This is a genomic window from Streptomyces lasalocidi, assembly GCF_005280215.1.
GTDB classification, from domain to species: domain Bacteria; phylum Actinomycetota; class Actinomycetes; order Streptomycetales; family Streptomycetaceae; genus Streptomyces; species Streptomyces longwoodensis.
In genome coordinates, this window is sequence record NZ_SZNQ01000001.1 from 6,941,487 (window position 1) to 6,964,669 (window position 23,183).

Genomic DNA, 23,183 nt, shown 5'->3' on the forward strand with positions numbered 1-23,183 from the left:
GGGGGGAGCGCGAGGCTCAGGTGCGGCCGCGCCACGGCACGACCACGCGTTCCAGTCGCAGCAGCAGGCCGTCGATGACGAGTCCGGAGACGCCGATGGCGATGATGCCGACCAACACCACGGGGGTGTTGTTGTAGTTGGCCGCGTCCTTGACCATGCCGCCGATGCCCGGGAGGCCGTTCACCAACTCCGCGGCGACCAGGGAGGAGTAGGCCACGCCCACGGCAAGCCGTACCCCGGTGAGCGTCTCGGGCAGCGCGGACGGCACCACGACGTCCCGGACGGTGTCCCACCGCGACGCACCGAGCGCGCGGGCCGCCTCGACCAGGCTCTTCGGCACCGCCGCGACGGCCGTCGTGGTGGACACGGCCACGGGCGGGAACGCCGCCACCGCGAGCAGCGTCACCTTCGGCTCCTCGTCGATCCCCAGCCAGATGATGAGCAGCGAGAAGTACGCCAGGGGCGGCAGCGTGCGCAGGAAGGTGATCCACGGCTCGAACAGCGAGCGCAGCCAGCCCACGGTGCCCATGAACAGCCCGAACACCACCCCGGCCACGATGCCGAGACCGGCGCCGATGGCGATGCGGCGCAGGCTGATGCCGAGGTGCTCCACGAGGGTGGTGCCGTTGTAGCCCCGTACGCCGTCGTGCGTGGTGGACACGTCGACGAAGGCGTCCCACACCTTGGCGGGCGGCGGGACCAGCGTCTCGCTCCAGGTGTGGCTCGCGGCGAGCACCTGCCACAGGACGAGGAACAGCAGCAACGAGCCGAGCGGCAGCGCGACATGACGCACCCGCGTCCGGACGCGGTGCCGGGGCGGGCGGCGGCCGGGCGGCGGGGCGTCGGCGGGCGCGGCGGGCTTCGCCGGGGACGGAGTCGTGGACACAGCGGGTTCTCCAAGGGACGTCGACGGCGCGCGGTAGCGGTCGACCGACGACGGGGCGGGCGGCCCCGGGTCAGGACAGGGGTGGGCGGCGTCCCGGTGCGGGTGGCGTCACCGCACGGCAGGGCGCGAAGGGGAGAGGGCTGGGATCAGCGACAACACGAGCCCGGGCGTCGGCACAGGTCGATGACCAGGCGTCGCACGAGGGGCTCGGGATTCATGAGGCACATTTGTACAGGAGCGGAGGCTCCATACCAACAGGCGTCCCACTTACTGGTACGCGATGAGACGGGGCCGGCCTCCCGGAAGTCCCTGGGAGGCCGGTGCGGCGCGCGACGGGTCAGCCCCGGCCGCCCTCAGACCCGCGACGCACCCGGCCCACGCGCCGCGCGTGAAGGCGAGCCGGGGACCGCGGCGCGTCTTGGAGTCCCGTACGTGTATGGCGGCGGCGTCGGTGGCGACTTCCACGCGGTGAGCGCAGCCCCGTGCCGCGCCCGGCCGCAGGCGCTCCTCGTCACCTCGCTCGTGGACGCCTGGCGCTGCGGGCTGTACCGGCCGGGCGGCAAGACGGTGACGCGGAGCGCGACCGGCGCCCTTGGATCAGGACGAGCCCTGGTTCACCCAGCAGTTCCGGAACCACGTCAACGTCTCGCTGAGCAGTTCCCTGTTGCGCTCCTTCTCCAGCAGGGAGAGCCTGATGTTGGGACGGAGCTCCAGTTTGCCCTCCGGCAGGTCGACGCCGTCCAATGTGTTGAGACGGGACAACAGCTGGGCGCGCAGTGCGCGGTCGGTGAACGGCTCCCGGGCGGCCAGGTACTGGAACACCACCTCGGCTGTGCCTCCGCGTCCGCCGCCCGGATAGAGCGTCATCGGCCAGATGCCGCGGCCGGGGCCGCCCGACTCGCCGAGCATGAGGTACGCGCTCGTGGTGACGTGTCCCGAGCCGTGGCCGATCCAGCCGCCCAGTGCCTCCCAATGGGCGAACAGTGAGCGCACCGCTTCGACCGTAACGGGGGAGTCGTCGGCGCTGAGCTGGCGGAAGAACCGTTCGGCGCGGGTTTCCTGGCCTGGAGAGGTGCCCACGGCTGCGTCCTCTGCGGTGTCCTCGCCGTCTGCCCGGTCGTCGTCCGAGCCGGCGAGCAGTGCGGCCAGGTCCTCGGCGGTGAGCCGCTGTGCTGGGTCGGCGGCGCCGGTGGCTGTGAAGCGGACGCCGTCGGCCGCCAGCCGGGCACGAACGTCGTCGCTGCCCGCCTCCTGGGGTGTCGACCACCGGAAGCCCTCGGAGATTCTGCCGTCCGAGGTGAGGACGCGGTACGCGTTGACCACCCTGGGGGTGTTTGCGAGGTGGTTGCCCACGGCTTGGGCGCCGGAGCCGAGGAACGCGGCGAGGTCGCCGTACGAGGTCCACATGCCGTGCCGGAGCGCGGCGAGGGCCTGGTGGGCGAGCTGCCAGTCGCGGCTGCGCTCAGCGCGGCCGACCCCGCGCAGCGGGGCGGGCCACAATGCGATGGCGTGGTCGGCGAGTTCGTCGGCGCGGGCCAGGATCTCGCGCACGCCCCAGCGCTCGGTGGCAGCGATGCGGCGGTTCATCTCCAGGTGGCTGCCCCGCAGCAGGTCCTGCTTACGACCGAAGGGGTGGTTGGAGAGTTCGGCATTGACCGCGGTGAGTGTCAGGTTGCCGAGGGTGTGCTGGTACTGCGCGTGCAGTTGCTCGGCGGTCTCCTCCTGGCCTGCGTCCTCGGCCAGCGCGCGCAGCCAGGCGTCTTCAGGCGACTGCGGCATGACGTGCTCGATGGTGAGCTGCGCGGCGGCGAAGTCGACCGGTTCGGGATGCCCGTAGCTCTCCTCCAGTCGCTGGAGCACCAGCTTGCGTTGCTGCCACCGGCCGTACTGATAGAACGGCGCCGTCCTGATCTTCTCGCGCAGTTCAACGTCGTCGGGCCAGAAGCGGTTCTCGGAGGAGAGGAGCCGGTGCAGCCCATCGGTGACGGGAACGTCCAGCGGGAGTTGCCCAGGGACGGACTGGAAGATCCGGTTGAGGTTGTTGGTGGGGATCCGGCAGATCATTCGGCGGACGAGGAAACTCTCGATGTACGCCAGCGCGCGAGCGGTCTCGGCGGAGTCCAGCTCTCCCTGCTCGCGTCGGTCGAAGAGAAGCATGAGAGCCGGATAGGTAACGACCGCCTGCCAGGCGTCCAGGCGGTGAAGGGCAGTCCGCACCGCCTGGTCGGGCTCTTCCTCCGGATGCAGCAGTCGACGGAAGTGAGCGCCGCGGCGATGGAGTTGCCTGATGTATGCCTCGATCTCCGCCTCGCCCGTCGTCCCCTCTTCGAACCGCCTCTGCTGGGCCGCGTACAGGTCCTGGCGACGAACCCGGTCGTCACCGTCGAGCACCAGCTGCAGCCACATGAGCTGTTCCAGCTCGTCGTTGCTCAGGCTGTCCTGCAGGGGGAGCCAGTAAGTCTCATAGATGTGCTCGCCGCGCGTCGGAAGTCGCATGAAGAGGTAGTTGCGCAGCAGGTCGGCCTGGCTCAGCTTGAGACCGGTGTTGTTGAGTGATTCGAAGATGCGGTGCACGTTGTCGCTGCGCTCGGCGGTCACCGAGACCAGCGTGAGCCGGGAGGTGATGGCCTGCTCGATGAGGAACACGTTCTGCGGAGCTGCCGGATCGTCCGCCTCCACGAGTTTAGTACGGAAGAACGCATATGCCGTGGCGATGCCGCTGCAAATAGCGTGATCGGTGAGGGAGCCACGGATATGGGCGGCGAACTGCGGCCGATCTGCCTGCGTCGGCAGCAGGCGAAGGTAGTCGTTGCCGCCCTTCCGCTTGTTGATCAGGTATTCCTCGTTGATGCGCTCAGCCTCGTCCGGGTTGCTAGCCGCGACATGGTCCCGAATGGCGGCCAGGGCCAGGGACAGCGTGGTCAGCCGCTGCTGGCCGTCGACGACGAGCCAGCGGGGAAACGTCGCCTCGTTCTGCGGCGACGGCGCGAGCACGACTGAACCGAGGAAGTGGGTGCTTGCCTTCTCCTCCGCTGCCTCGAGCAGCTCGGCCTGCTCCAGGATGTCCCTCCACAGCTGCTTGAGGTGCTTATCGGTCCAGGAGTACGTCCGCTGATAGAGCGGAACTTGAAACTGCTGAGCGCGGCCCTGCACAAGATCGGCGAACAACGTTTCCTTGGCCTGCATGTGGCGGCCCCCCTTGATCTTCGGTCGTCCGCCGCCGATTACACCAGGCGGGTTCGGTGCCCGTACCGGAAAGCCCCACAAGGGCGAACAGCCGCGCCGCGCTGCCCGGTCCCGGTCATCCGGGTGACGTGTCCGCTTCGGTCCGCCTCCCCGGTGGTAGGCCTGACCCGTGTCCCCGCGCGGCAGCGGCCTCCCGGGCACCCGTGATCAGCGACGAGGAGCGACCATGCCCGCAGCCCCGGACCCGCGGCGCTCGAACGGTTCCCGCCCCGCCCTGCGGGACCGCTGGCGCCGGGCGCTGGACGAGCACACCGCGCCCGCGCAGCGCTCGCTCATGGCGGCCTGGCTCGGCTTCGGGTGCACCTTCGGCACGGCCCGGCTGATCACGCACGGCATCCGGGGCGGCTGGCTTCCCTGGGGGAACATCTCCGCCGGCCGGACCCACCTGCACCACTACAACTTCGGCATCGCCACGCTCGCGGGCGTCGGACTGGTGGCCGTCCGGGGCGACCAGGACATCGTCGGCCACCCCGGGATCGGCGCCCTGTACGGCGCGGGCACCGCGCTCATCGCCGACGAGTTCGCCCTGCTGCTCGACCTCAAGGACGTGTACTGGGCCAAGCAGGGCCGGATCAGCGTGGACGTCTCCCTGGGCATCCTCAGCGCGCTGGGCCTCTACGTGACCGCGATGCCGTTCTGGCACGAGGTCACCAAGGTCACCCGCCACCACCTCCGGAGCGTCGCGCGGGCGGACTGATGCGCGGGGCCCACGGGCCCCTTTCGTGGCCGGAGCCGTGCGTGTGTTAGCGTCGGGGGTTTGCGTGGTCGTCGCGGTGGGCCGTTCCGTCTGTTCGGTGCCGCCGGTGCGGGCCGTGCCGACCTGCCGGGCCTCCCTCGGTACGTTCCCTGCTGCGGAAGGCTCTACATGAAGCACCCCGACGACTCCGGCGCCGCCCACGGCGGTCCCGCCCCGTCCGGGACCACGACCCCCGCCCTCCCCCCGGCCGCCTCCTTCGCCGACCTCCCACTGCCCGCGCAGGTGCTGCGGACCCTGGACGAGCTCGGGGTGCGCGAGCCTTTCCCCATCCAGGCCGCGACCCTGCCCGACGCCCTGCAGGGCCGTGACCTCCTGGGGCGCGGGCGCACCGGATCGGGCAAGACGCTCGCCTTCGGTCTGCCGCTGCTGACCCGTACGGCCGGGCGGCGCGCCGAGCCCAAGCAGCCCCTCGCGCTGATCCTCGTCCCCACCCGGGAACTGGCCCAGCAGGTCACCCAGGCGCTGCAGCCGTACGCCGAGGCGCTGCGGCTGCGCACGGCCACGGTCGTGGGCGGCCTGTCGATCGGCCGGCAGATCGCGGCGCTGCGCGAGGGGGCCGAGGTGGTCGTCGCCACCCCCGGCCGCCTGCACGACCTGATCGAGCGCAACGCCTGCCGCCTGGGACGGGTGCGGACCACCGTCCTCGACGAGGCCGACCAGATGTGCGACCTGGGCTTCCTGCCGCAGGTCACCGAGCTGCTCGACCAGGTGTGCCCGGACGGCCAGCGCATGCTGTTCTCGGCCACCCTGGACCGTGACGTCGAGCAGCTGGTCCACCGCCACCTCCACGACCCGGTCGTGCACTCGGTCGACCCGTCCGCGGGCGCGGTCACGACCATGGAGCACCACGTCCTGGTCGTCCACGGCCCCGACCGCTACGCCGTCACCACGGAGATCGCCGCCCGCGACGGGCGCGTCCTGCTGTTCCTCGACACCAAGCACGCCGTCGACCAGCTCACCCGGCACCTGCGGGCCAACGGCGTGCACGCCGGGGCCCTGCACAGCGGCAAGTCCCAGCCGCAGCGCACGCGGACGCTGGCGCAGTTCAAGGACGGGCAGATCAGCGTCCTGGTGGCCACCGACGTCGCCGCCCGTGGCCTGCACGTCGACGACCTCGACCTCGTGGTCAACGTCGACCCGCCCACCGACCCCAAGGACTACGTGCACCGCGCCGGCCGCACCGCCCGCGCCGGTGGGTCCGGCAGCGTGGTGACGCTCGTGCTGTCCGCCCAGCGCCGCGAGACCAGCCGCGTCCTGGCCGAGGCCGGGGTCGAGGCGACCGTCACCAAGGTGCGCTCGGGCGAGGCGGAGCTGAGCCGCATCACCGGCGCCAGGATGCCCTCCGGCGTCCCGTTGGACGGCGCGCCCGCCACCCCCCGGCCCAAGAACACCAACGCCCCGTTCCGTGGCCTCGGCACGACCAAGGACCCCTCCCGCGGCGCCGGCGGCAGGTCCCGGAAGGGCGGCGAGGCCCGCAAGCTCGCCGAGGCCCGCAAGGCCGCCGCGGTGCGCCGCAACCGGGCGGGATGACGGAGCCGGCGCCACGCACCGGGCCCGGCATGACAAGCTGTGCCTGCCCAGCCCATCCCCGAACCCAGGAGGTCACCATGACCGCAGAGCCCGCCACCCCGGAAGGTTCGGAACCGGCCACGCCCGAGACGTCCGCGCTCGCGCCGGACAGCGACGGCACCTACGACCTGAAGGCGAAGTTCCGCGAGGCCCTGGCGCGCAAGCGCGGCGCGCAGGCGGCCGCCGCCGACGCGGCCGCCGGCCCGGACGCCTCGAAGGTGCGCGCGGCGCACGGCCCGGCGTCGAGCCAGCGGTCGTTCCGCCGCAAGAGCGGCGGCTGAGCCGATCGGTCCGGCGGTCGTGGAGGCCGCCGGCCACCAGGCGCGCCTGCGTGTGACCACCGTGTCGGCCACGAGGCGCACCTGCGCGTGAGCACCGTGTCGGCCACGAGGCGCACCTGCGCGTGAGCACCGTGCCGGCCACGAGGCGCACCTGCGCGTGAGCACCGGGCTGGCCACCGGGCGCGCTTGCGCGTGACCACCGGTGCCGCGCGGGTCAGTTCCCGCTGCGGAGCACCAGCAGGGTGATCTCGCTGGGGGCGAAGACTCGGAACGGCGGACCCCAGAAGCCCGTGCCGCGGCTCGTGTAGAGCACGGTGCGGGCACCGTGGCGGCTGAGGCCGGCCAGCGCGGGCTGGTCGAGGCGGACCAAGTAGTGGAACGGCCAGATCTGACCGCCGTGAGTGTGCCCGGAGAGCTGGAGGTCCACGCCCGCGGCCGCGGCCCGGTCGACGAACGCGGGCTGGTGCGCCAGGAGCAGGACCGGCAGGCCGGGATCGGCGCCGTCCAGGGCCCCGGCGAGGTGGGCGCGGTGGCCGGGCAGCCCGGAGGACTCGGCGGTGACGTCGTCCACGCCGGCCACCACCAGGGTGTCGCCCCCGCGTTCCAGCAACAGGTGGCGGTTGCGCAGCGGCTCCCAGCCGAGCTTGTCCATCAGGTCGACCCAGCCCTGGGCCTCGCTGTAGTACTCGTGGTTGCCGGTGACGTAGACCCGGGCGTGGGTCGCCCGCACGGTGCCGAGCGGGGCGGCCTGGGCGCGGCGGCGTTCGGCCGTGCCGTCCGCGATGTCACCGGTGTGGCAGACCAGGTCGGCGTCCAGGGCGTTGACGGTCTCGCACACCTGGGCCGACCAGCGGGCCCGGTCGAGGGGCCCGTAGTGGGTGTCGGTCACGAGGACGACGCGCAGCCCGTCCAGCCCGGCGCCCAGCCGCGGGAGCCGTACGTCGAGCCGGCGCACGCGCGGGACGCGGCGGGCCTCGGCGTACCCCCAGGCGAGCAGGGCGGCGCTGACGCCGAGGACGGCCCAGGCGACGGTGCGGGCGCGGTCCTGTCCGACGCCGACGCCGACCACGGCCAGGGCGGGCCGCAGCAGCACGCCGAGCAGGACGGACCAGGTGAACAGGACCCAACTGACGCCCAGCAGCGTGTCACCGAGGACCGCCGCCGCGTCCTGCTGGCGCCGGCCGTGGCCGCGCGCCATCCCGAGGGGCATCGCGACCAGGCCGAGGACGAACAGGGCGGTGCCGCCCGCGGTGGCGGGGAGCGGCCAGTGCTGGCCGGTGTACAGGAGCACCCAGCACGGCACGGCCCACAGCAGGACGGGGGCGACCAGGGGGAGGTAACGCATCAGGCGGTACAGCGCCCTGCGGCGCGGCGCCGTCGCCTCACCCCGGGCCTGCCCGGTGCTGCTGGTGTCGGTCACGTGTTCCTCCCTGACCAGGCTGCCGTTCCGCGCACTGTATCCCCCGCCCACGGCCCGCGGCACCCGAGTCCCGGCACACCCGCCCGGGGCCGCCCCGGACGACGACCCCAGGGGTGCCCGGGAGCGCCGGTCAGGGGTTGTCGGGGGCTGGTGTGCGTCGCGCTGGTGGCCGCTCGGCTGCCGCAGTCGCCGGGGGCCGTGCCCGGCGGGCACGCCCTGGTGATCGGCGCGGACGTCCACTCGGCCGCGCGAGGCATCAGCCCGTGGCCGTCGTCTCCTTCGTGAAGGCCGCCACGTACTCACCGATCGTGTCCGTCACGGACGCCTGGTGGTCGTTGAGGTAGAAGTGCCCGCCGGGCAGGACCCGGAAGTGGAAACCGCCCGTGGTGTGCCGCCGCCACGCCTGCGCCTCCTCCGGCGTCACCCGCGGGTCCGCGTCGCCTGTGATCACCCCGACCGGGCAGCGCAGCGGCGGCTCGGGCGCCGGCTCGTGCGTCTCCACCGCCCGGTAGTCGGCCCGCAGCCCCGGCAGGATCATCCGTACGATCTCCTCGTCGTCCAGGAGCCTGGAGGCGGTGCCGCTCAGCGAGCGGACCTCGTCCAGGAACTCCTCGTCGCCGAGCCGGTGCACGGTCTCCACCCGGTGCACCGACGGGGCCCTGCGGCCGGACGCGATCAGACCGAGCGGCACCCCGTCCGCCTCCCGTTCGAACATCCGCGCCACCTCGTAGGCGATGACCGCGCCCATGCTGTGCCCCATCAGCACCAGCGGGCGGTCCGTCCAGCCGCGCAGCGCCCGGTGGACGCCGTCCGCGAGTTCGGGCAGGGACGCCGGCGGCGGCTCGTCACGCCGGTCCTGCCGCCCCGGGTACTGCACGCTCAGCACCTCGACGCGGCCCGTGGCGGCCAGTGCCGCCGAGAAGGGGAAGAAGAACGACGCCGAACCGCCCGCGTGCGGCAGGCACACCACCCGCGCCGCCGGCGCCTCGACGGGGTGGAACCGCCGGACCCACAGGCTGTCCCGGGCCCCCGCCCCGCCGCCCCGCGCACCCGTTCCCGTGCTCCTGTCCGTGCTCATCCACGTGACTCCTCACCGGAGGCGCTCCGCGGTGTCAGGGCACCGGAACGCTCCGCCTCGCTCGACGGGCGGCCCCACGGGGCCCGCACACATGACGGCGCCAGCCTAGGCGGCCCCGCCCCTCCGCCCGAACCCCTGACTCTCGCGGGGCACTTGGCGCGGCCGCCCCCACCCGGTGGCGGAGGAGGCCGAGGTGGAATGATGCCCCTGACATGGGCGAGGGCGGTCCGAGGAATCCGGTGCGCATCCGCTCGTACGACACCGGGGCCGATCTCCCGGGAGGGGAGTGACGCGGCATGCCGAAAGGGCGGAGGGGAGCACCCGGCGGGACGGTGCCGTGCCGGGTCGTCGTGTGCCGGGACTGCTGCTGCGGCAGCCCCAAGGTGACCGGGGTGGACCACGCGGCGCAGAGCGCGCGGCTGCGGGCGGAGGTGCCGGTCCGCATCTCCGACTGCCTCGACGTGTGCGACCAGGCCAACGTCATCGTCGTACAGCCGTCCGCCGCGGGCCGTGCCGCCGGTGCGCGACCGGTGTGGCTCGGACTCGTCAACGACACGGAGGCGACGGAGGACATCGTCGCCTGGGTGCGCGCCGGGGGCCCGGGAGTGGCCCCGCTGCCGGACGTCCTGGACCTCTACGCCTTCACCCCGCCCCGGCGCGCCGGGCGCCCCTGAGGGACGCCGCACCGCCCAGGAAGGGTCACCCGGCGGGCAGGGTGACCACGAACCGTGCCCCGGGAGCGTGTCCGGGGTCGTACGTCACCTCGCCCCCGGCCGAGCGGGCCAGGCGTCGGGCCAACGGTAGCCCCAGGCCCGCTCCGCCGTGTCCGTCGCCGGGTTCCGCGCGCCGGCCGGGCTCGAAGAGCTGCCCGGCGAACGCGGGCGGGACCCCGGGGCCGTCATCGGTGACCTCGATGCGCACCCCGACGGGCGAGCGGTGGACGCGCAGGGCGACCTCGCCGTGGGCGTAGCGGCAGGCGTTGGCCAGGAGGGGGCTGACGATCCGTTCGAGGAGGGCGGGCGGGACTCCGGCCTCCAGCGGCGGGCCGTCGGCGGTGACCGTCAAGTGGGGTGGCAGGCCCGGGTCTTGGGTGAGGCGGCGCAGCGTGGCGAGGACGTCGGCGGTGCCGGGGGCGCTGGGGGCGCCCTCGCGGGCGGACCGGGACCTTGAGCCCGGCCGAGAACAGCACCAGGGACAGCAGCAGCGGCGCGGTGTGCAGCGTCAGGTGCGCCGGCGGCAGGGGGTGGGGGCGGCGCAGCCACAGGCCGGGGCCGGGCACGAGCAGGGCGAGGGCGTAGGACAGGACGACGGCGCGGCCGAGCCGGTGCCGCAGCCAGGACGTGGTGCGGGTGTGCATGGCCCCATCGTGATCGGCCCGTGCCGGGCGGGCCGGAAGAACCGCGTGGCAGTCAGGATGCGTTCAGGTACCCGCCGGCAACGTCGCGCCCATGGGGCCGGGAGTTGCGAGGGTGAGCATCGGGAGGCCGACTGCCCCGGGCCGGAGAGCTGTTCGTAGCTCAGCCGATGAGGTTGGCGTCCGGCTGCATCGCCTACCAGCTGATGGACACCGCCGGCCTGCGACGTGGCCGCCTGACCGGCCTCGTCCTGCGCGGCGAGGACCTCGCCCTTCCGGCAGCCGTCCCCCTGACACACTGCCGCGGCCGCACCGTCCTTCTCGACGTCCGGGCGGGCTCACGCCCCGGTTCAGGACGCTCTCCCGGGGCCGGGTGGCCGTACCAGCCCGGTGCCGCTTGTGGTTGCTGCGGCCCGGGCGGAGTGCCGGGGCCGCAGTGAGGGGTTGCGGTGACGGGTGTTACTGCTTGGTGGTGGGTTCCGTCTGCTGGTTGTAGATCTCCTGGCCGGCTGCGTTGTAGGCGTGGACGTAGGGGGAGGGGGAGTTGCGTTCGGGGCCGGAGAGGGCCGCGGTGTAGACGAACGCGCCGTCTGCCATGAGGGCCGGGTACTGCGTCGGGTTGTCGCCGTAGCTGATGGTGATCTTGGCGACGTCGGGTGTGTAGTGTCCGGCGCCCAGGGAGAGGGTCTGTTCCCCGTGGGCCGGCTCGCTGAAGCTGTCGAAGAACTCGATCAGGTGGCCGGTGCCCCACAGGCGGTCGTTGATGAAGGTCGGCGGGACGGACATGCTGGTGCCCTTGTGGCCCTTCGTCTCGCACTGCACGTACTGGCGGGCGGAGTTGACGGCGATGACCACGCCGTCCGTGTCCTGGGTGGCGACGGGAGCGCGGACCGCGATCACCGCGTGGAAGTTCGAGGCGTCCTGGCCCAGGCATGAGGCCAGGATCTTGGCGACGGCCCCGGCACCGATCGGGGACGTCCTCGTGCTGGTGACAGTGAAGCCGTCCTGGGGGGCGGTCAAGCGGTTCCCGGACGGCTTGCCGTGAGCCGTGGCGGTGTGCTGGGGAGTGCCGGTCGCAGCGCTGGCCACTCCCGCCGCCGTTGCGATGGCTGTGGCGGTGGCTGCGATGAGCATGATCGGGCGGGTGCGCATGAGTCAGTGTCCTTTCCTGCGGGCGTCCGGTTGATGCCCGCACCCCTGTACGCCCCTCGGCGCCCGTGGGGTCGCGCCCCGGACACGTGGTCCATGTCACAGGAGGTGGGCGCGACCTGGGGACTGCGCTCGTGCGTACAGGCTTGAGCGGCGCGAGGCTCCGCCCGGGAGGCACGGCTCCACAGCCGTGGTCGAGGAGTGCTTCCGGCGAACCGCTTGTGATGCGAGCCGATCGACAGCACCAGGAGAGAAAGCCGTTGATGACGCCACAGGAGTTCGACGCGTTCTACGCAGCGTCCTTCTCCCGCCTGACCGGGCAGCTCTACGCGATGACCGGCGACTGGTCCGAAGCACAGGACGTGGTCCAGGAGGCCTTCATCCGGGCGTGGGACCGAAGGCGCACGTTCGACCTCGGCGATGCCCCGGAAGCCTGGATCCGGACCACCGCCCGGCGGCTGGCCGTCTCACGTTGGCGACGTCTGGCCCGGGGTCTGCATCTGGCCGGACGCCACCATCATGAACCCCTCACCGTCGAGCCGCCCACTGAGGAGTACTTGATGCTGGTCATCGCGCTCCGCGACCTGCCCGAGGCGCAGCGCACCGCCATGGTCCTGCACCACATGTGCGACCTTTCCATCGAGCGGGTCGCGGCCGAGACCGGCGCCAGCGTCAGTGCCGTCAAGAGCCGCCTCTCCCGCGGGCGGACCGCGCTGGCGGCCCGGCTCGGCGAGCAGCCCCCGACCAGCGAGGAAGGACGAGTCCATGTCTGACCCCCGCCACGACACCCTGGGCGACCGGCTGCGGCTGCTCGGCACGCAGATGCCGGCACCGACCCTGCCCGCCGCGGAGATCCGCCGACGCGCCGACCGGCGCCGCCACCGCCGGCACGCCCTGGGCGCGACCGCGGCCTGCACCGCGGCAGCCCTGTGCCTGGCGCTCCCGTCCGTGCTGCACTCACCCGGCCCACGGCACGGAGCGGCCCCCACGGACACCTCCTCCGTGCCGGCTTCCCCCCACCCCCCGGCCGGGTTCACCGTGACCAGCACGAGGACGTCCCCGATCGGTGCCGGGGCCGTCGCCAAGATCCTGGCCTCCTGCCTGGGCCAGGACGCCTCGAACTTCCACGCGGTGATCGCGGTCCGCGCTCCCGTCGCCACCCAGGACACGGACGGCGTGGTCATCGCCGTCAACTCCGCCCGCCAGTACGTGCAGTGCGAGACGAAGGGCCACAAGGGCACCAGCATGTCCGTCCCGCCGACCTTCATCAACGACCGCCTGTGGGGCACCGGCCACCTGATCGAGTTCTTCGACAGCTTCAGCGAGCCGGCCCACGGGGAACAGACCCTCTCCCTGGGCGCCGGACACTACACACCCGACGTCGCCAAGATCACCATCAGCTACGGCGACAACCCGACGCAGTACCCGGCCCTCATGGCAGACGGCGCGTTCGTCTACACCGCGGCCCTCTCCGGCCCCGAACGCAACTCCCCCTCCCCCTACGTCCACGCCTACAACGCAGCCGGCCAGGAGATCTACAACCAGCAGACGGAACCCACCACCAAGCAGTAACACCCGTCACCGCAACCCCTCACTGCGGCCCCGGCACTCCGCCCGGGCCGCAGCAACCACAAGCGGCACGCGTCATTCTGACAACGGGGACTGGCAGCCACCGACGGTGCGTGGCAGTGCCCCGCACCGAGCAGGAGCGCCCGTGACCGCGCCCGTCGCGCGGTTCGCGGCGTGATCGGGTACTCAGTGACGATGGACAAGGACATGAGCGACCCCTTCGTGCGTGTACGGGGCGCCGGTGAGAACAACCTGCGGAACATCGACGTGGACGTGCCGCGGGACGCCATGGTCGCCTTCACCGGCGTCTCCGGTTCGGGCAAGTCCTCGCTCGCGTTCGGCACGCTCTACGCGGAGGCCCAGCGGCGCTACTTCGAGTCCGTGGCACCGTACGCCCGCAGGCTGTTGCAACAGGTCGGCGCACCGCACGTGCGGGAGATCACCGGACTGCCACCAGCCGTGGCCCTGCAGCAGCGGCGCGGCGCGCCCAGCTCGCGCTCGACGGTCGGCACCCTCACCACGCTGTCCAACCTGCTGCGCATGCTGTACTCCCGCGCCGGCACCTATCCGCCCGGGGCCGCACGGCTGGAGGCCGAGTCGTTCTCGCCCAACACCGCGGCCGGCGCCTGCCCGGAGTGCCACGGCCTGGGTGTCGTGCACGACGTCGCCGAGGACCTGCTCGTCCCGGACCCCTCGCTGAGCATCCGCGAGGGGGCGATCGCCGCCTGGCCGGGCGCCTGGCAGGGCGCCAACCTGCGCAGCGTCGTCAGCGGCCTGGGGATCGACATCGACCGGCCGTGGCGCCGGCTCAGGAAGAAGGACCGGGAGTGGCTGCTGTACACGGACGAGCAGCCCTCCGTGTACGTCCAGCCGGAGGAGGGCCGCGTCGACCACGGTTACCAGGGCACGTTCTGGAGCGCCCGCAAGCACGTCATGCACGTCCTCGCCGACTCCAAGAGCGAGAAGATGCGCGAACGGGCCCTCCGGTTCGTCAGGAGCGTGCCCTGCCCCGTCTGTCACGGCGGCGGGCTGCGGCCCGAGGCGCTCGCCGTGACCTTCGCCGGACGTTCCATCGCCGAGCTCAACGCGATGCCGCTCACCGAGGTCGCGGCGCTGCTGCGGCCGGTCGCGGAGCGGTCCGAGGCCGACGCCACCACGTCGACCGCCCGATCAGGGGAGACCACCGAGGTCGCGGTCCGGATCTGCGGTGACCTGGTCGCGCGCGTCGAGGTACTGCTCGGCCTGGGCCTCGGTTACCTCAGTCTCGGACGCCGCTCCACGACCCTGTCGCCGGGCGAGGCGCAGCGCCTGCGGATCGCCACCCAGCTGCGCTCGGGGCTGTTCGGCGTCGTCTACGTCCTCGACGAACCCTCCGCGGGCCTGCACCCGGCCGACGCGGAACCACTGCTGGAGGTGCTGGACCGCCTCAAGGCGGCGGGCAACTCGCTGTTCGTCGTGGAGCACGACATGGACGTCGTACGGCGGGCGGACTGGGTGGTCGACATCGGCCCCGGTGCGGGCGAGGGCGGCGGACGCGTGCTGTACAGCGGCCCGGTCGCCGGTCTCGAGCGGGTCGGGGAGTCGGCCACGAGCCAGTACCTGTTCGGGCGCGCCCGGCCGCTCGAGCACCGCCCGCGCACCCCGCACGGCTGGCTGCGCCTGCGCGGCGTGTCCCGCCACAACCTGCGTGACGTGTCCGTCGACGTACCGCTGTGCGTCCTGACGGCGGTGACGGGCGTGTCCGGCTCCGGGAAGTCGACGCTGGTGACGCAGGTGCTCGCCGAGGTCGTCCGCGGCCACCTGGGGCTCGTGCCCGAGGAGCCCGACGAGGCGCGGCTGGAGGTCGACGTCCAGGACGCGTCGGGCATCGAGTCGTTCGACCGGCTGGTCCTCGTCGACCAACGGCCCATCGGCCGCACTCCGCGGTCCAACCTGGCCACGTACACCGGGATGTTCGACGCGGTGCGCAGGCTGTACGCGGCGACGGACGAGGCGAGGGCGCGCGGCTACTCGGCCGGGCGGTTCTCCTTCAACGTGCCCGAGGGGCGCTGCGAGACCTGCCAGGGCGAAGGGTTCGTCGCGGTGGAACTGCTGTTCCTGCCCGGCACCTACGCGCCGTGCCCGACCTGCCAAGGTGCCCGGTACAACGCCGAGACGCTGGACGTCACCTACCGCGGCAAGAACATCGCGGAGGTACTGGCGCTGTCCGTCGACGCCGCCGCCGAGTTCCTGTCCGCCGTCCCGGCCGCCTCCCGCAGCCTGCAGACGCTGCGGGAGGTGGGGCTGGGGTACCTCAGGCTGGGCCAGCCCGCGACGGAACTCAGCGGCGGTGAGGCGCAACGCATCAAACTGGCGACCGAACTGCAGCGGGCCCGCCGCGGGCACGCGCTCTACCTGCTGGACGAGCCGACGGCGGGGCTGCACCCCGCGGACACCGCGCTGCTGCTGCGACAGCTGCACCGGCTCGTCGACGCCGGCAACACGGTCGTCCTCGTCGAGCACGACCTGGACACGATCGCCACCGCCGACTGGGTCGTCGACCTCGGCCCGGGCGGCGGCGACGCGGGCGGGTGGGTCGTCGCGGCGGGCCCACCGGCCGAGGTGGCGAAGTCCCACCACAGCGCCACCGCGCCCTACCTCGCGACCCGGCTGGCCCGCTCCTGAGGACCGGCCCGGGGCAGAGCGGCGGCCGGCCGGCGGCGGGGGCGCGGGCCGCCCGCGCCGCCCTGCCCCGGTGTACATTGATGACCGCCCTTGACCTGCACGAAGCAGGCAGGGAGCTGTCCTCCAGGAGACCGACATGCTGCGCACCATGTTCAAGTCCAAGATCCACCGCGCCACCGTCACCCAGGCCGACCTGCACTACGTGGGATCGGTGACGATCGACGCCGATCTCCTCGACGCCGCCGACCTGTTGCCCGGCGAGCTCGTGCACATCGTCGACATCACCAACGGCGCCCGCCTCGAGACGTACGTCATCGAGGGGGAGCGCGGCTCCGGCGTGGTCGGGATCAACGGGGCCGCCGCCCACCTCGTCCACCCAGGCGACCTGGTGATCATCATCAGTTACGCTCAGGTCACCGACGCCGAGGCGCGGGCGCTGACGCCCCGGGTGGTGCACGTGGACCGGGACAACCGGATCGTCGCGCTCGGCGCGGACCCCTCCGAGCCGGTGCCCGGCACCGACCAGGAGCGCAGCCCGCAGGCCGTGTCGGCCTGACCGACGCACGAGGAGCGTGCCATGAGCGACATCGAGATCCGCGACGACCGGGCCGGCGGCCGCCTCGAAGCCCTCGGCGAGGGCGGTGAAGTCGTCGGTCACATCGAGTACTTCGTGCTCGACGAGCCGCGGACGGCCCTCGTCCCGGTCCACACGATCGTCGAGCCCGCCCACGAGGGCAAGGGCATCGCCGGCTCCCTCGCCCGCGAGCTCTACGCGATCGCGGCCCGCGAGGGCGTCGCCGTCGCGCCCCTGTGCCCGTACGTCGTGAAGTGGGCCGCCCGGCACCCCGATGAGGCCCCCGCGGCCGACCCGGAGCTGCTGCGCGCCGCGAAGAACTCGCCGCTGCTGTCCCGCTGACACGCCTGGCCCCGCGGCCGGTCGGCACCCGCTGACCGGCCGTACGGGTGCGCATACTTGAGCCGGGTGTCGTCAACTTCATCCAGTCTTCCCTTGTCAAGGCGCCGTCCCCTCCGTCATACGAAGGAGTGGCAGACGACCCGTACCTGAAGGGAGACCCGGGCCATGCTCGCGCGCAACGGCGCACCAGGCGACCTCGATCGGCTCACCCAGGACCTCGCGCAGGTCACCGACGCGGCCGGCACCGTCATCCCGGCGGACGCCTGGCGGGACGACGAGGCGCTGTACCTCCAGTTCGACCTGCCCGGCATGGACCGCGCCGGCATCGAGCTGATCACTGAGCGGGACACCCTGACCCTGACCGCCGAGCGGCCGTCCCCGGTCCCGGCCGGCGCCCGGCCCGTGCTCACCGAGCGGCCCACCGGCCGCTTCACCCGCCGGCTGACCCTCTCCGACGCCCTGGACACCGCCTCCGCCGAAGCCGCCTACGACAACGGCGTCCTCACCCTGCGCATCCCGCTGGCCGCCCACGCCAAGCCCCGCAGGATCGCCGTCTCGGGCGGCGCCCCCAAGATCCCCGGCGGCCCGGCCAAGCAGCTGCCTGCGCCAAGCGGACCACGCTCCGCCCCCGCAGGGTGACTGCCCGCACGTGCGCCGGGTAGGCGGGGGAGTGATCCAGAGTCACCGTCCGCCGACCGGCTGGAGGACACCATGACCGACCCGTACCCCGACCCGGTGCAGCCGCCCCCGACGCCCGGACCCGGCCCCGCGGAGCCGTTCCCGGACCCGGTGCCGACGCCGCAGCCGCCCGGCCCGGGCCCGGAGCCCACGCCCCAGCCCCCGGGCCCCGGCCCGCAGCCCACGCCGCAGCCGCCGGGCCCGGGCCCGGTGCCGGATCCGGCCCCGTCGCCCATCCCGCCGGGTCCCGAACCGGTCCCCAGCCCGGAGCCGGGCCCGCCGCTCTCCTGACCCGCGGCGGCCGCGGACCGGGGCCAGGGACAGCCGCCGTACACGACAGCGGTGGGCGTCGACCGATCGACGCCCACCGCTCGCATCCCCGGACCGCAGGGCCCGTCAGGCCGTCAGGCCGACACCTCCGAGCGGTCGCCGCCCCACAGCGTGTGGAACGCCCCGTCCCGGTCCACCCTCCGGTACGTGTGCGCGCCGAAGAAGTCCCGCTGTCCCTGGGTGAGCGCCGCGGGCAACCGCTCGGCGCGCAGCGCGTCGTAGTAGGCCAGCGCCGCCGAGAAGCCCGGCGTCGGCACGCCCTGCCGGGTCGCGGCGACGATCACCTCGCGCCAGTCGTCCTGCGCCCCGGCGATCTCCTGCGCGAACGTTTCGTCCGACAACAGGCTCGGCAGGTCGGCCCGCGCGTCGTACGCCGCGCGGATCCGGTCCAGGAACGCCGCCCGGATGATGCACCCGCCGCGCCAGATCGAGGAGACCGCACCGAGGTCGATGTCCCAGCCGTACTCCTCGCTCCCGGCGGCGATCTCGTGGAAGCCCTGGGTGTACGACACGATCTTCGAGGCGTACAGCGCCTGCTCCACCCGGTCCGCGAACGCGGCCGCCTCCGCCTCGGGCAGCGGGGACGCCTTCGGCCCGGCCAGGCCCCGCGAGGCCTCCCGCAGGGCCGCGTGCCCGGACAGCGACCGCGCGAACACCGCCTCGGCGATGCCCGACACCGGCACCCCGAGGTCGAGGGCGATCTGGACCGTCCAGCGGCCGGTGCCCTTCTGCTCGGCCTGGTCCACGACCACGTCCACGAACGGCCCGTCCGTCGCCGCGTCCACGTGCGACAGCACCTCGGCGGTGATCTCGATCAGGTAGGAGTCCAGCCGCCCGGTGTTCCAGGTGCGGAAGATGTCCGCGATCTGCGCGGGGGAGTACCCGGCCACGTCGCGCAGCAGCTGGTACGCCTCGCCGATCAGCTGCATGTCGGCGTACTCGATGCCGTTGTGGACCATCTTCACGAAGTGCCCGGCGCCGTCCGGCCCGACGTGGGTGACGCAGGGCGCGCCGTCCGAGGCCTTCGCGGAGATCTTCTCCAGCATCGGGCCCAGCGATTCGTACGACTCCGCCGAGCCGCCGGGCATGATGCTCGGTCCGTTCAGCGCGCCCTCCTCGCCGCCGGAGATGCCGGTGCCGACGAAGTGGATGCCCTGTTCGCGCAGCTCGCGCTCGCGCCGGCGGGTGTCCGCGAAGTGGGCGTTGCCCCCGTCGATGATCATGTCGCCGGGCTCCAGGAGCGGGGCGAACTCCTGGATCACCGCGTCCGTAGGCTCGCCCGCCTTGACCATGATCACCAGACGGCGGGGGCGCTCCAGCGCCGCCACGAACTCCTTGGCGGTCTCGGCCGCGACGAAGTCGCCCTCGTGCCCGAACTCCTCCACCAGCGCGTGCGTGCGCGCCGCCGTCCGGTTGTGCAGCGCCACCGTGTAGCCGTTGCGCGCGAAGTTACGGGCGAGGTTGCGGCCCATGACCGCGAGGCCCGTGACGCCGATCTGCGCTGATGTGCTCATACCGCCTGCTCCTCGAACAATCGTCAATCGTGCGGGGGTCGTGCCGGTCGTGCTCGCCAGTATGGTCCTTCGACCATGCTGACGTGCCGGTACGCCGCCCGCACATCCGGTCCGACGGGGGTGAGTACGTACGAACGGGCGTCCCCGCCTCACCGGGCCGGCCGCCGGTTCGCGCCCCCGTTCGCTCCCCCGGAACGGCCCGTCACCACTGTTCCGGCCAACCAACGACGGTTCAACGCCACTTGGCACGTGACGCGGCCGATTGACGCCTTGTCCCCGCCTGTTCGCAGCGCTTACTTTTGCCCCTCCTGACGCCTGCCAAGGGGGCACGGACATGGCCGCACGCGGCCGGCACCGCCGGTACCAGCCGAACCGGATCAACAGAGCCTCGCTCACCGTCTCCGTGGGCGGCGCCGGCATGGCGCTCCCGCTCATCGGATCCGGCGTGGCGCACGCGGCCGACGTGGACACCTGGAACAAGGTGGCGGCCTGTGAGTCGAGCAACAACTGGCACACCAACACCGGCAACGGTTACTACGGCGGGCTGCAGTTCACCCAGTCCACCTGGGAGGCGTACGGCGGCCTGAAGTACGCCCAACGCGCCGACCTGGCCGGCAAGGACCAGCAGATCGCGGTCGCGGAGAAGGTGCTGGACGGACAGGGCCCCGGTGCCTGGCCGGCGTGCTCTCCGCGGGCCGGACTCACCCGGGGCGGCCCGTCGCCCGACGTCCACCCGGCGGGCCGGTCCACCACCGGCGCCCACCCGGCGAGCCGGGTCACGACCGACGTACGGGACGTCCAGCCGCAGGCCACGCCCCAGTCCCGGGCCGGCAAGACCGCCATGTACACGGTGGTCCGGGGCGACACGCTCTCCGGGATCGCCGGCGACCAGCGGGTCGACGGCGGCTGGCAGCGGCTCTACGCGGCCAACCGGACCACCATCGGCGCCGATCCCGACCTGATCCTGCCCGGACAGCGGCTCTCCCTCTCCGGCCGGGCCGCCACCACGGCGCCCCACCGGACCGAGCGCGGCGGGCCGAAGACGGCGCCGAGGAAGACCGAGCCCCGCAAGAGCGCGCCGAGGAAGACCGAACAGCGGACGGCGCCCAAGAAGTCCGAGCACCACACCACCGCCCGCACTTCCCATGCCACGCTCGTCGCCCCCGTCGACGCGGCGACCGGCACCCCGTACCACGCGAGCGGCTCCTCCTGGTCGAAGGGCTACCACACCGGGGTGGACTTCCCCGTGCCCACCGGCACCTCCGTGAAGGCGGTGCGCGCGGGTCTGGTGGTGAGCGCCGGCTGGGGCGGCTCGTTCGGCTACCAGGTGGTGATCCGTCACGTCGACGGCCACTACTCGCAGTACGCGCACCTGTCCGCGATCTCGGTGCGCTCGGGCCAGTCGGTCGACACCGGTCAGCGCATAGGCCGGTCGGGCTCGACCGGCAACAGCACGGGCCCGCACCTGCACTTCGAGGTGCGGACCGGGCCCGGCTTCGGTTCGGACGTCGACCCGGTGGGCTACCTCCGGGCCGGCGGCGTCAGGATCTGACCCGCGTGCGGTGCCGGTCCACGACCGGCATCGGCACGTACGGGCCGCCGTAGAACGGCCCGAACAGCGGTGTCGGCACGTCGCGGTCCTCCTGCGGGGCGGACCGCGGGGCCGGCACCCGCACCTCCGCCGTCGCCGGCTGCTCCGCCACCACGTCCAGCAGCTCGGCGGCGGGGATCACCGCGGCGACCGGCTCGGCCACGCCCGAGGGGCGCACCGCCACCCCGGTGACCGCGTCCGTCGGCTCGCCCTCCGGGGACGGCTCCGGGTGGACGGCCGTCGTCGGGCGCGTGCCTGCTTCCGTCTCCGTGTGGCCGATGCGCTCCGTGGTCAGCAGGATCAGACCGCCCCCCGCCACCACCGCGCAGCTCAGCGCCAGCGCCGTGCCGGTGGTGCCGTAGCGGAACGTCTCGCCGAACATCGTGATCCCCACGATCGCCGCGACCACCGGGTTGACCACGGTGAGCGTGGCCAGGGGGGCGGCCAGCCCGGCGTCCTTGTACGACGCCTGCGACAGCAGCACGCCAGCGGTCGCGAACACGCCGATCACGGCGAGGCTCGGCAGGTCGGACGCCGTCACGCCGCCGCTCCAGTCCACGGCCACCGTCTTGGTGAACACGGACGACATGCCGAAGGCGATGCCGGAGCCGGTCGCCAGCAGGACACTGCGCACCGCGGGGTGCCGGTGCGCGGCCCGCCCGGCCACCATCAGCGCGACGACCGCGCCGCCGGTGACGAGCGCGACGAACACCCGCTGGGCGCCGCTCAGCGACTGCGCGTCGGAGGCGCCGACCAGGGACAGCAGCCCGGCCAGGCCCACGGTCGCCATGATCGCGCCCCGCCAGGCGGTCGCGCCGGCCCGGCGGCCCACAAAGAGCGCCGCCATGGGCAGCGCGAACACGATGGTCAGGGCGCCCAGCGGCTGGACGAGGCTGAGGGGGCCGTAGGCGAGCGCCACCACGTGCAGCAGTCCGCCGAGACCGTTCAGCGCGAGGGCCGCCCACCAGCCCGGCCGACGCAGCGGCGCGTACTGCCCGTCGGGCGACGACACCGCGACCTGCTCCTGGACGATCGCTCCACCGGCGTAGGCGACGGCGGACACGAGCGACAGGAGCACGGACAACGCGAGGGCGCTCATGAGCTGCTCCTCTGCGTGAGGCCGGGGCCCGGGGCCCGGCGCGGCGAACGGTCGTCATCCATGACCAACACGATGCCCTGCCGATCCTGTTCCCGTCGTCGTCCCTGAGCACTCAATGGGTCCTACTGCCGATGGAGTACGCCGCGCCGCCCGTCATCCCCAGGGCGGGTGCGGGGCTCACCCGCCCGGTGATCCGCCCCCGGGGACCCCCTAGGTGCTGCCCCCGAGACCCCTTGGTAGGACTGCACGTCGTGGACCTCGACCCCGCTCCCGACCTCGACCCCGCTCCCGACCGCGACCCCGCTCCCGACCGCGACCCCGTGCCCGCCCTCGACGCCGGCCTCGCCGCGCTCCGCCCGCTCGGCGGCTTCTTCGTGCTGCGCGCCGCCGTCCGGCCGCCCCGGCCGCTCCCCACGCTCGCCGACGCCTACGCGGACCGTGCGGAGGACGGTCCCGACCCCCTGGCCGCCCGCGTCCGCAGGGTCGCGGCCGGCATCGGCGCGCCCGAGGAGCGCGTCGCGGCCTCCGTGGCCCACCTGGGACTCGCCGCCCGGCTCGCGGCGGCCGCCCTCGGCTGTGCCGCGCTGCACGGCGCCGTACCGGATCTCGGGCCCGGCCTGCTGCGGTGGGACCCCGAGGCGACGGCGCCCGACGACCTGTGGCTGACGGACGTACGTCCCCGGCCCGCCGAGCACCTCGCCGAGGTGCTGCTCGACGGACACCTCCTGCCGCTCGCGCGGGTCCTGGCGGCCCGTCACCGCCTGGTCCCGGGCCTGCTGCGGGGCAACGCGGCCTCGGCGGTCGCGGGCGCCGCCCGGCAGCTCGACCGCTGGGCGCGCGAGCGCGGGCGCCCGGAGGTGGCCCGGCGCACCGCCACCACCGTCGAACGACTGTTCACCCACCCGTACCTCTCGGGTACCGGCAGCTTCACCGGGACGGCCTTCCGGCGGCGCAGCTGCTGCCTCTACTACCGTGTGCCCGCGGGTGGCGTCTGTGGTGACTGTTGCTTCACACGACCGCCGCGCTCTTCCCCACGGGCCCCGTCTGGGTGACCATGGAGATCCGGCCACGACGATCACGAG

20 protein-coding genes and 1 pseudogene are annotated in these 23,183 nt (G+C 73.3%); 12 read left to right on the forward strand and 9 right to left on the reverse strand.

The features are described from left to right. Positions 1 to 16: 16 nt before the first annotated feature. The 3 genes from E4U91_RS31370 to E4U91_RS31380 all read right to left on the reverse strand — a co-directional run bounded on the left by E4U91_RS31370 (position 17) and on the right by E4U91_RS31380 (position 4,072). Positions 17 to 793, reverse strand: coding sequence for an ABC transporter permease (locus E4U91_RS31370; protein ID WP_137311095.1), 777 nt, complete (start codon positions 791 to 793; stop codon positions 17 to 19). A gap of 360 nt (positions 794 to 1,153) precedes the next feature. Next, positions 1,154 to 1,351, reverse strand: a complete 198-nt coding sequence (locus E4U91_RS39955) for a DUF397 domain-containing protein (RefSeq protein WP_422070917.1) — start codon at positions 1,349 to 1,351, stop codon at positions 1,154 to 1,156. Positions 1,352 to 1,483: 132 nt separating this feature from the next. Then, positions 1,484 to 4,072, reverse strand: coding sequence for a GmrSD restriction endonuclease domain-containing protein (locus E4U91_RS31380; protein ID WP_137309934.1), 2,589 nt, complete (start codon positions 4,070 to 4,072; stop codon positions 1,484 to 1,486). Positions 4,073 to 4,298: 226 nt separating this feature from the next. Between E4U91_RS31380 and E4U91_RS31385 the strand changes: the two genes are divergently transcribed. From E4U91_RS31385 to E4U91_RS31395, 3 genes are all read left to right on the forward strand, one after another. Further along, positions 4,299 to 4,829, forward strand: a complete 531-nt coding sequence (locus E4U91_RS31385) for a hypothetical protein (protein ID WP_137309935.1) — start codon at positions 4,299 to 4,301, stop codon at positions 4,827 to 4,829. A 168-nt stretch (positions 4,830 to 4,997) separates the two neighbouring features. Further along, positions 4,998 to 6,419 (forward strand): DEAD/DEAH box helicase, encoded by a 1,422-nt coding sequence (locus E4U91_RS31390; RefSeq protein ID WP_137309936.1) that lies wholly within the window; start codon positions 4,998 to 5,000, stop codon positions 6,417 to 6,419. Positions 6,420 to 6,496: 77 nt separating this feature from the next. Next, entirely contained in the window at positions 6,497 to 6,739 is a 243-nt protein-coding gene (locus E4U91_RS31395) for a DUF5302 domain-containing protein (protein ID WP_137309937.1), read from the forward strand. Between the two features lie 214 nt (positions 6,740 to 6,953). On the opposite strand, the gene E4U91_RS31400 is transcribed toward E4U91_RS31395, so the two are convergent. Further along, a complete protein-coding gene (locus E4U91_RS31400) occupies positions 6,954 to 8,159 on the reverse strand; it encodes a metallophosphoesterase (RefSeq protein ID WP_137309938.1) in 1,206 nt (401 codons plus the stop codon). A gap of 256 nt (positions 8,160 to 8,415) precedes the next feature. Beyond that, a complete protein-coding gene (locus E4U91_RS31405) occupies positions 8,416 to 9,237 on the reverse strand; it encodes a thioesterase II family protein (RefSeq protein WP_137309939.1) in 822 nt (273 codons plus the stop codon). A gap of 296 nt (positions 9,238 to 9,533) precedes the next feature. Here E4U91_RS31405 and E4U91_RS31410 point away from each other — a divergent pair, with 296 nt between their 5' ends. Next, positions 9,534 to 9,911 carry a (2Fe-2S) ferredoxin domain-containing protein gene (locus tag E4U91_RS31410; RefSeq protein WP_137309940.1) on the forward strand — a complete coding sequence of 126 codons (378 nt, stop codon included), beginning with the start codon at positions 9,534 to 9,536 and terminating at the stop codon, positions 9,909 to 9,911. 25 nt (positions 9,912 to 9,936) lie between these two features. On the opposite strand, the pseudogene E4U91_RS31415 reads toward E4U91_RS31410, so the two are convergent. Together E4U91_RS31415 and E4U91_RS31430 are read right to left on the reverse strand one after the other, a co-directional pair. Further along, a pseudogene (locus tag E4U91_RS31415) lies at positions 9,937 to 10,392 on the reverse strand (sensor histidine kinase); the annotation flags it as partial. Positions 10,393 to 11,050: 658 nt separating this feature from the next. Then, positions 11,051 to 11,743, reverse strand: coding sequence for a hypothetical protein (locus tag E4U91_RS31430; RefSeq protein WP_137309943.1), 693 nt, complete (start codon positions 11,741 to 11,743; stop codon positions 11,051 to 11,053). Between the two features lie 260 nt (positions 11,744 to 12,003). Here E4U91_RS31430 and E4U91_RS31435 point away from each other — a divergent pair, with 260 nt between their 5' ends. The 6 genes from E4U91_RS31435 (at position 12,004) to E4U91_RS31460 (ending at position 17,528) form a co-directional block, all read left to right on the forward strand. Next, a complete protein-coding gene (locus E4U91_RS31435; protein ID WP_137309944.1) occupies positions 12,004 to 12,513 on the forward strand; it encodes a SigE family RNA polymerase sigma factor in 510 nt (169 codons plus the stop codon). After that, positions 12,506 to 13,312, forward strand: coding sequence for a hypothetical protein (locus E4U91_RS31440; protein WP_137309945.1), 807 nt, complete (start codon positions 12,506 to 12,508; stop codon positions 13,310 to 13,312). The genes E4U91_RS31435 and E4U91_RS31440 overlap by 8 nt, the downstream gene beginning before the upstream one ends. Before the next feature lie 192 nt (positions 13,313 to 13,504). Further along, positions 13,505 to 15,973 (forward strand): excinuclease ABC subunit UvrA, encoded by a 2,469-nt coding sequence (gene uvrA / locus E4U91_RS31445; protein WP_137309946.1) that lies wholly within the window; start codon positions 13,505 to 13,507, stop codon positions 15,971 to 15,973. Between the two features lie 136 nt (positions 15,974 to 16,109). After that, positions 16,110 to 16,529 carry an aspartate 1-decarboxylase gene (panD, locus tag E4U91_RS31450; protein WP_137309947.1) on the forward strand — a complete coding sequence of 140 codons (420 nt, stop codon included), beginning with the start codon at positions 16,110 to 16,112 and terminating at the stop codon, positions 16,527 to 16,529. 21 nt (positions 16,530 to 16,550) lie between these two features. Next, positions 16,551 to 16,889 carry a GNAT family N-acetyltransferase gene (locus tag E4U91_RS31455; protein WP_137309948.1) on the forward strand — a complete coding sequence of 113 codons (339 nt, stop codon included), beginning with the start codon at positions 16,551 to 16,553 and terminating at the stop codon, positions 16,887 to 16,889. A 165-nt stretch (positions 16,890 to 17,054) separates the two neighbouring features. Beyond that, on the forward strand, positions 17,055 to 17,528 hold the full coding sequence (locus E4U91_RS31460) for an Hsp20/alpha crystallin family protein (RefSeq protein ID WP_137309949.1): 474 nt from the start codon (positions 17,055 to 17,057) through the stop codon (positions 17,526 to 17,528). A 443-nt stretch (positions 17,529 to 17,971) separates the two neighbouring features. On the opposite strand, the gene gndA is transcribed toward E4U91_RS31460, so the two are convergent. Continuing rightward, entirely contained in the window at positions 17,972 to 19,411 is a 1,440-nt protein-coding gene (gene gndA / locus E4U91_RS31470) for an NADP-dependent phosphogluconate dehydrogenase (protein WP_137309950.1), read from the reverse strand. Positions 19,412 to 19,745: 334 nt separating this feature from the next. Here gndA and E4U91_RS31475 point away from each other — a divergent pair, with 334 nt between their 5' ends. Further along, a complete protein-coding gene (locus E4U91_RS31475) occupies positions 19,746 to 20,963 on the forward strand; it encodes a transglycosylase family protein (RefSeq protein ID WP_137309951.1) in 1,218 nt (405 codons plus the stop codon). Here E4U91_RS31475 and E4U91_RS31480 read toward each other — a convergent pair. Further along, positions 20,953 to 22,101 (reverse strand): DMT family transporter, encoded by a 1,149-nt coding sequence (locus tag E4U91_RS31480; RefSeq protein ID WP_137309952.1) that lies wholly within the window; start codon positions 22,099 to 22,101, stop codon positions 20,953 to 20,955. The genes E4U91_RS31475 and E4U91_RS31480 overlap by 11 nt on opposite strands. A gap of 320 nt (positions 22,102 to 22,421) precedes the next feature. Between E4U91_RS31480 and E4U91_RS31485 the strand changes: the two genes are divergently transcribed. Further along, positions 22,422 to 23,153, forward strand: a complete 732-nt coding sequence (locus E4U91_RS31485) for a (2Fe-2S)-binding protein (RefSeq protein ID WP_241678911.1) — start codon at positions 22,422 to 22,424, stop codon at positions 23,151 to 23,153. Positions 23,154 to 23,183 lie beyond the last annotated feature (30 nt).

Excerpts from the sequence above, each read along its gene's own strand:
- E4U91_RS31380 (WP_137309934.1), bottom strand. The coding sequence starts at position 4,072 with ATGCAGGCCAAGGAAACGTTGTTCGCCGATCTTGTGCAGGGCCGCGCT.
- E4U91_RS31385 (WP_137309935.1), top strand. The coding sequence starts at position 4,299 with ATGCCCGCAGCCCCGGACCCGCGGCGCTCGAACGGTTCCCGCCCCGCC.
- E4U91_RS31390 (WP_137309936.1), top strand. The coding sequence starts at position 4,998 with ATGAAGCACCCCGACGACTCCGGCGCCGCCCACGGCGGTCCCGCCCCG.
- E4U91_RS31395 (WP_137309937.1), top strand. The coding sequence starts at position 6,497 with ATGACCGCAGAGCCCGCCACCCCGGAAGGTTCGGAACCGGCCACGCCC.
- E4U91_RS31405 (WP_137309939.1), bottom strand. The coding sequence starts at position 9,237 with ATGAGCACGGACAGGAGCACGGGAACGGGTGCGCGGGGCGGCGGGGCG.
- E4U91_RS31410 (WP_137309940.1), top strand. The coding sequence starts at position 9,534 with ATGCCGAAAGGGCGGAGGGGAGCACCCGGCGGGACGGTGCCGTGCCGG.
- E4U91_RS31430 (WP_137309943.1), bottom strand. The coding sequence starts at position 11,743 with ATGCGCACCCGCCCGATCATGCTCATCGCAGCCACCGCCACAGCCATC.
- E4U91_RS31435 (WP_137309944.1), top strand. The coding sequence starts at position 12,004 with ATGACGCCACAGGAGTTCGACGCGTTCTACGCAGCGTCCTTCTCCCGC.
- E4U91_RS31440 (WP_137309945.1), top strand. The coding sequence starts at position 12,506 with ATGTCTGACCCCCGCCACGACACCCTGGGCGACCGGCTGCGGCTGCTC.
- uvrA (WP_137309946.1), top strand. The coding sequence starts at position 13,505 with ATGGACAAGGACATGAGCGACCCCTTCGTGCGTGTACGGGGCGCCGGT.
- panD (WP_137309947.1), top strand. The coding sequence starts at position 16,110 with ATGCTGCGCACCATGTTCAAGTCCAAGATCCACCGCGCCACCGTCACC.
- E4U91_RS31455 (WP_137309948.1), top strand. The coding sequence starts at position 16,551 with ATGAGCGACATCGAGATCCGCGACGACCGGGCCGGCGGCCGCCTCGAA.
- E4U91_RS31460 (WP_137309949.1), top strand. The coding sequence starts at position 17,055 with ATGCTCGCGCGCAACGGCGCACCAGGCGACCTCGATCGGCTCACCCAG.
- gndA (WP_137309950.1), bottom strand. The coding sequence starts at position 19,411 with ATGAGCACATCAGCGCAGATCGGCGTCACGGGCCTCGCGGTCATGGGC.
- E4U91_RS31475 (WP_137309951.1), top strand. The coding sequence starts at position 19,746 with ATGGCCGCACGCGGCCGGCACCGCCGGTACCAGCCGAACCGGATCAAC.
- E4U91_RS31480 (WP_137309952.1), bottom strand. The coding sequence starts at position 22,101 with ATGAGCGCCCTCGCGTTGTCCGTGCTCCTGTCGCTCGTGTCCGCCGTC.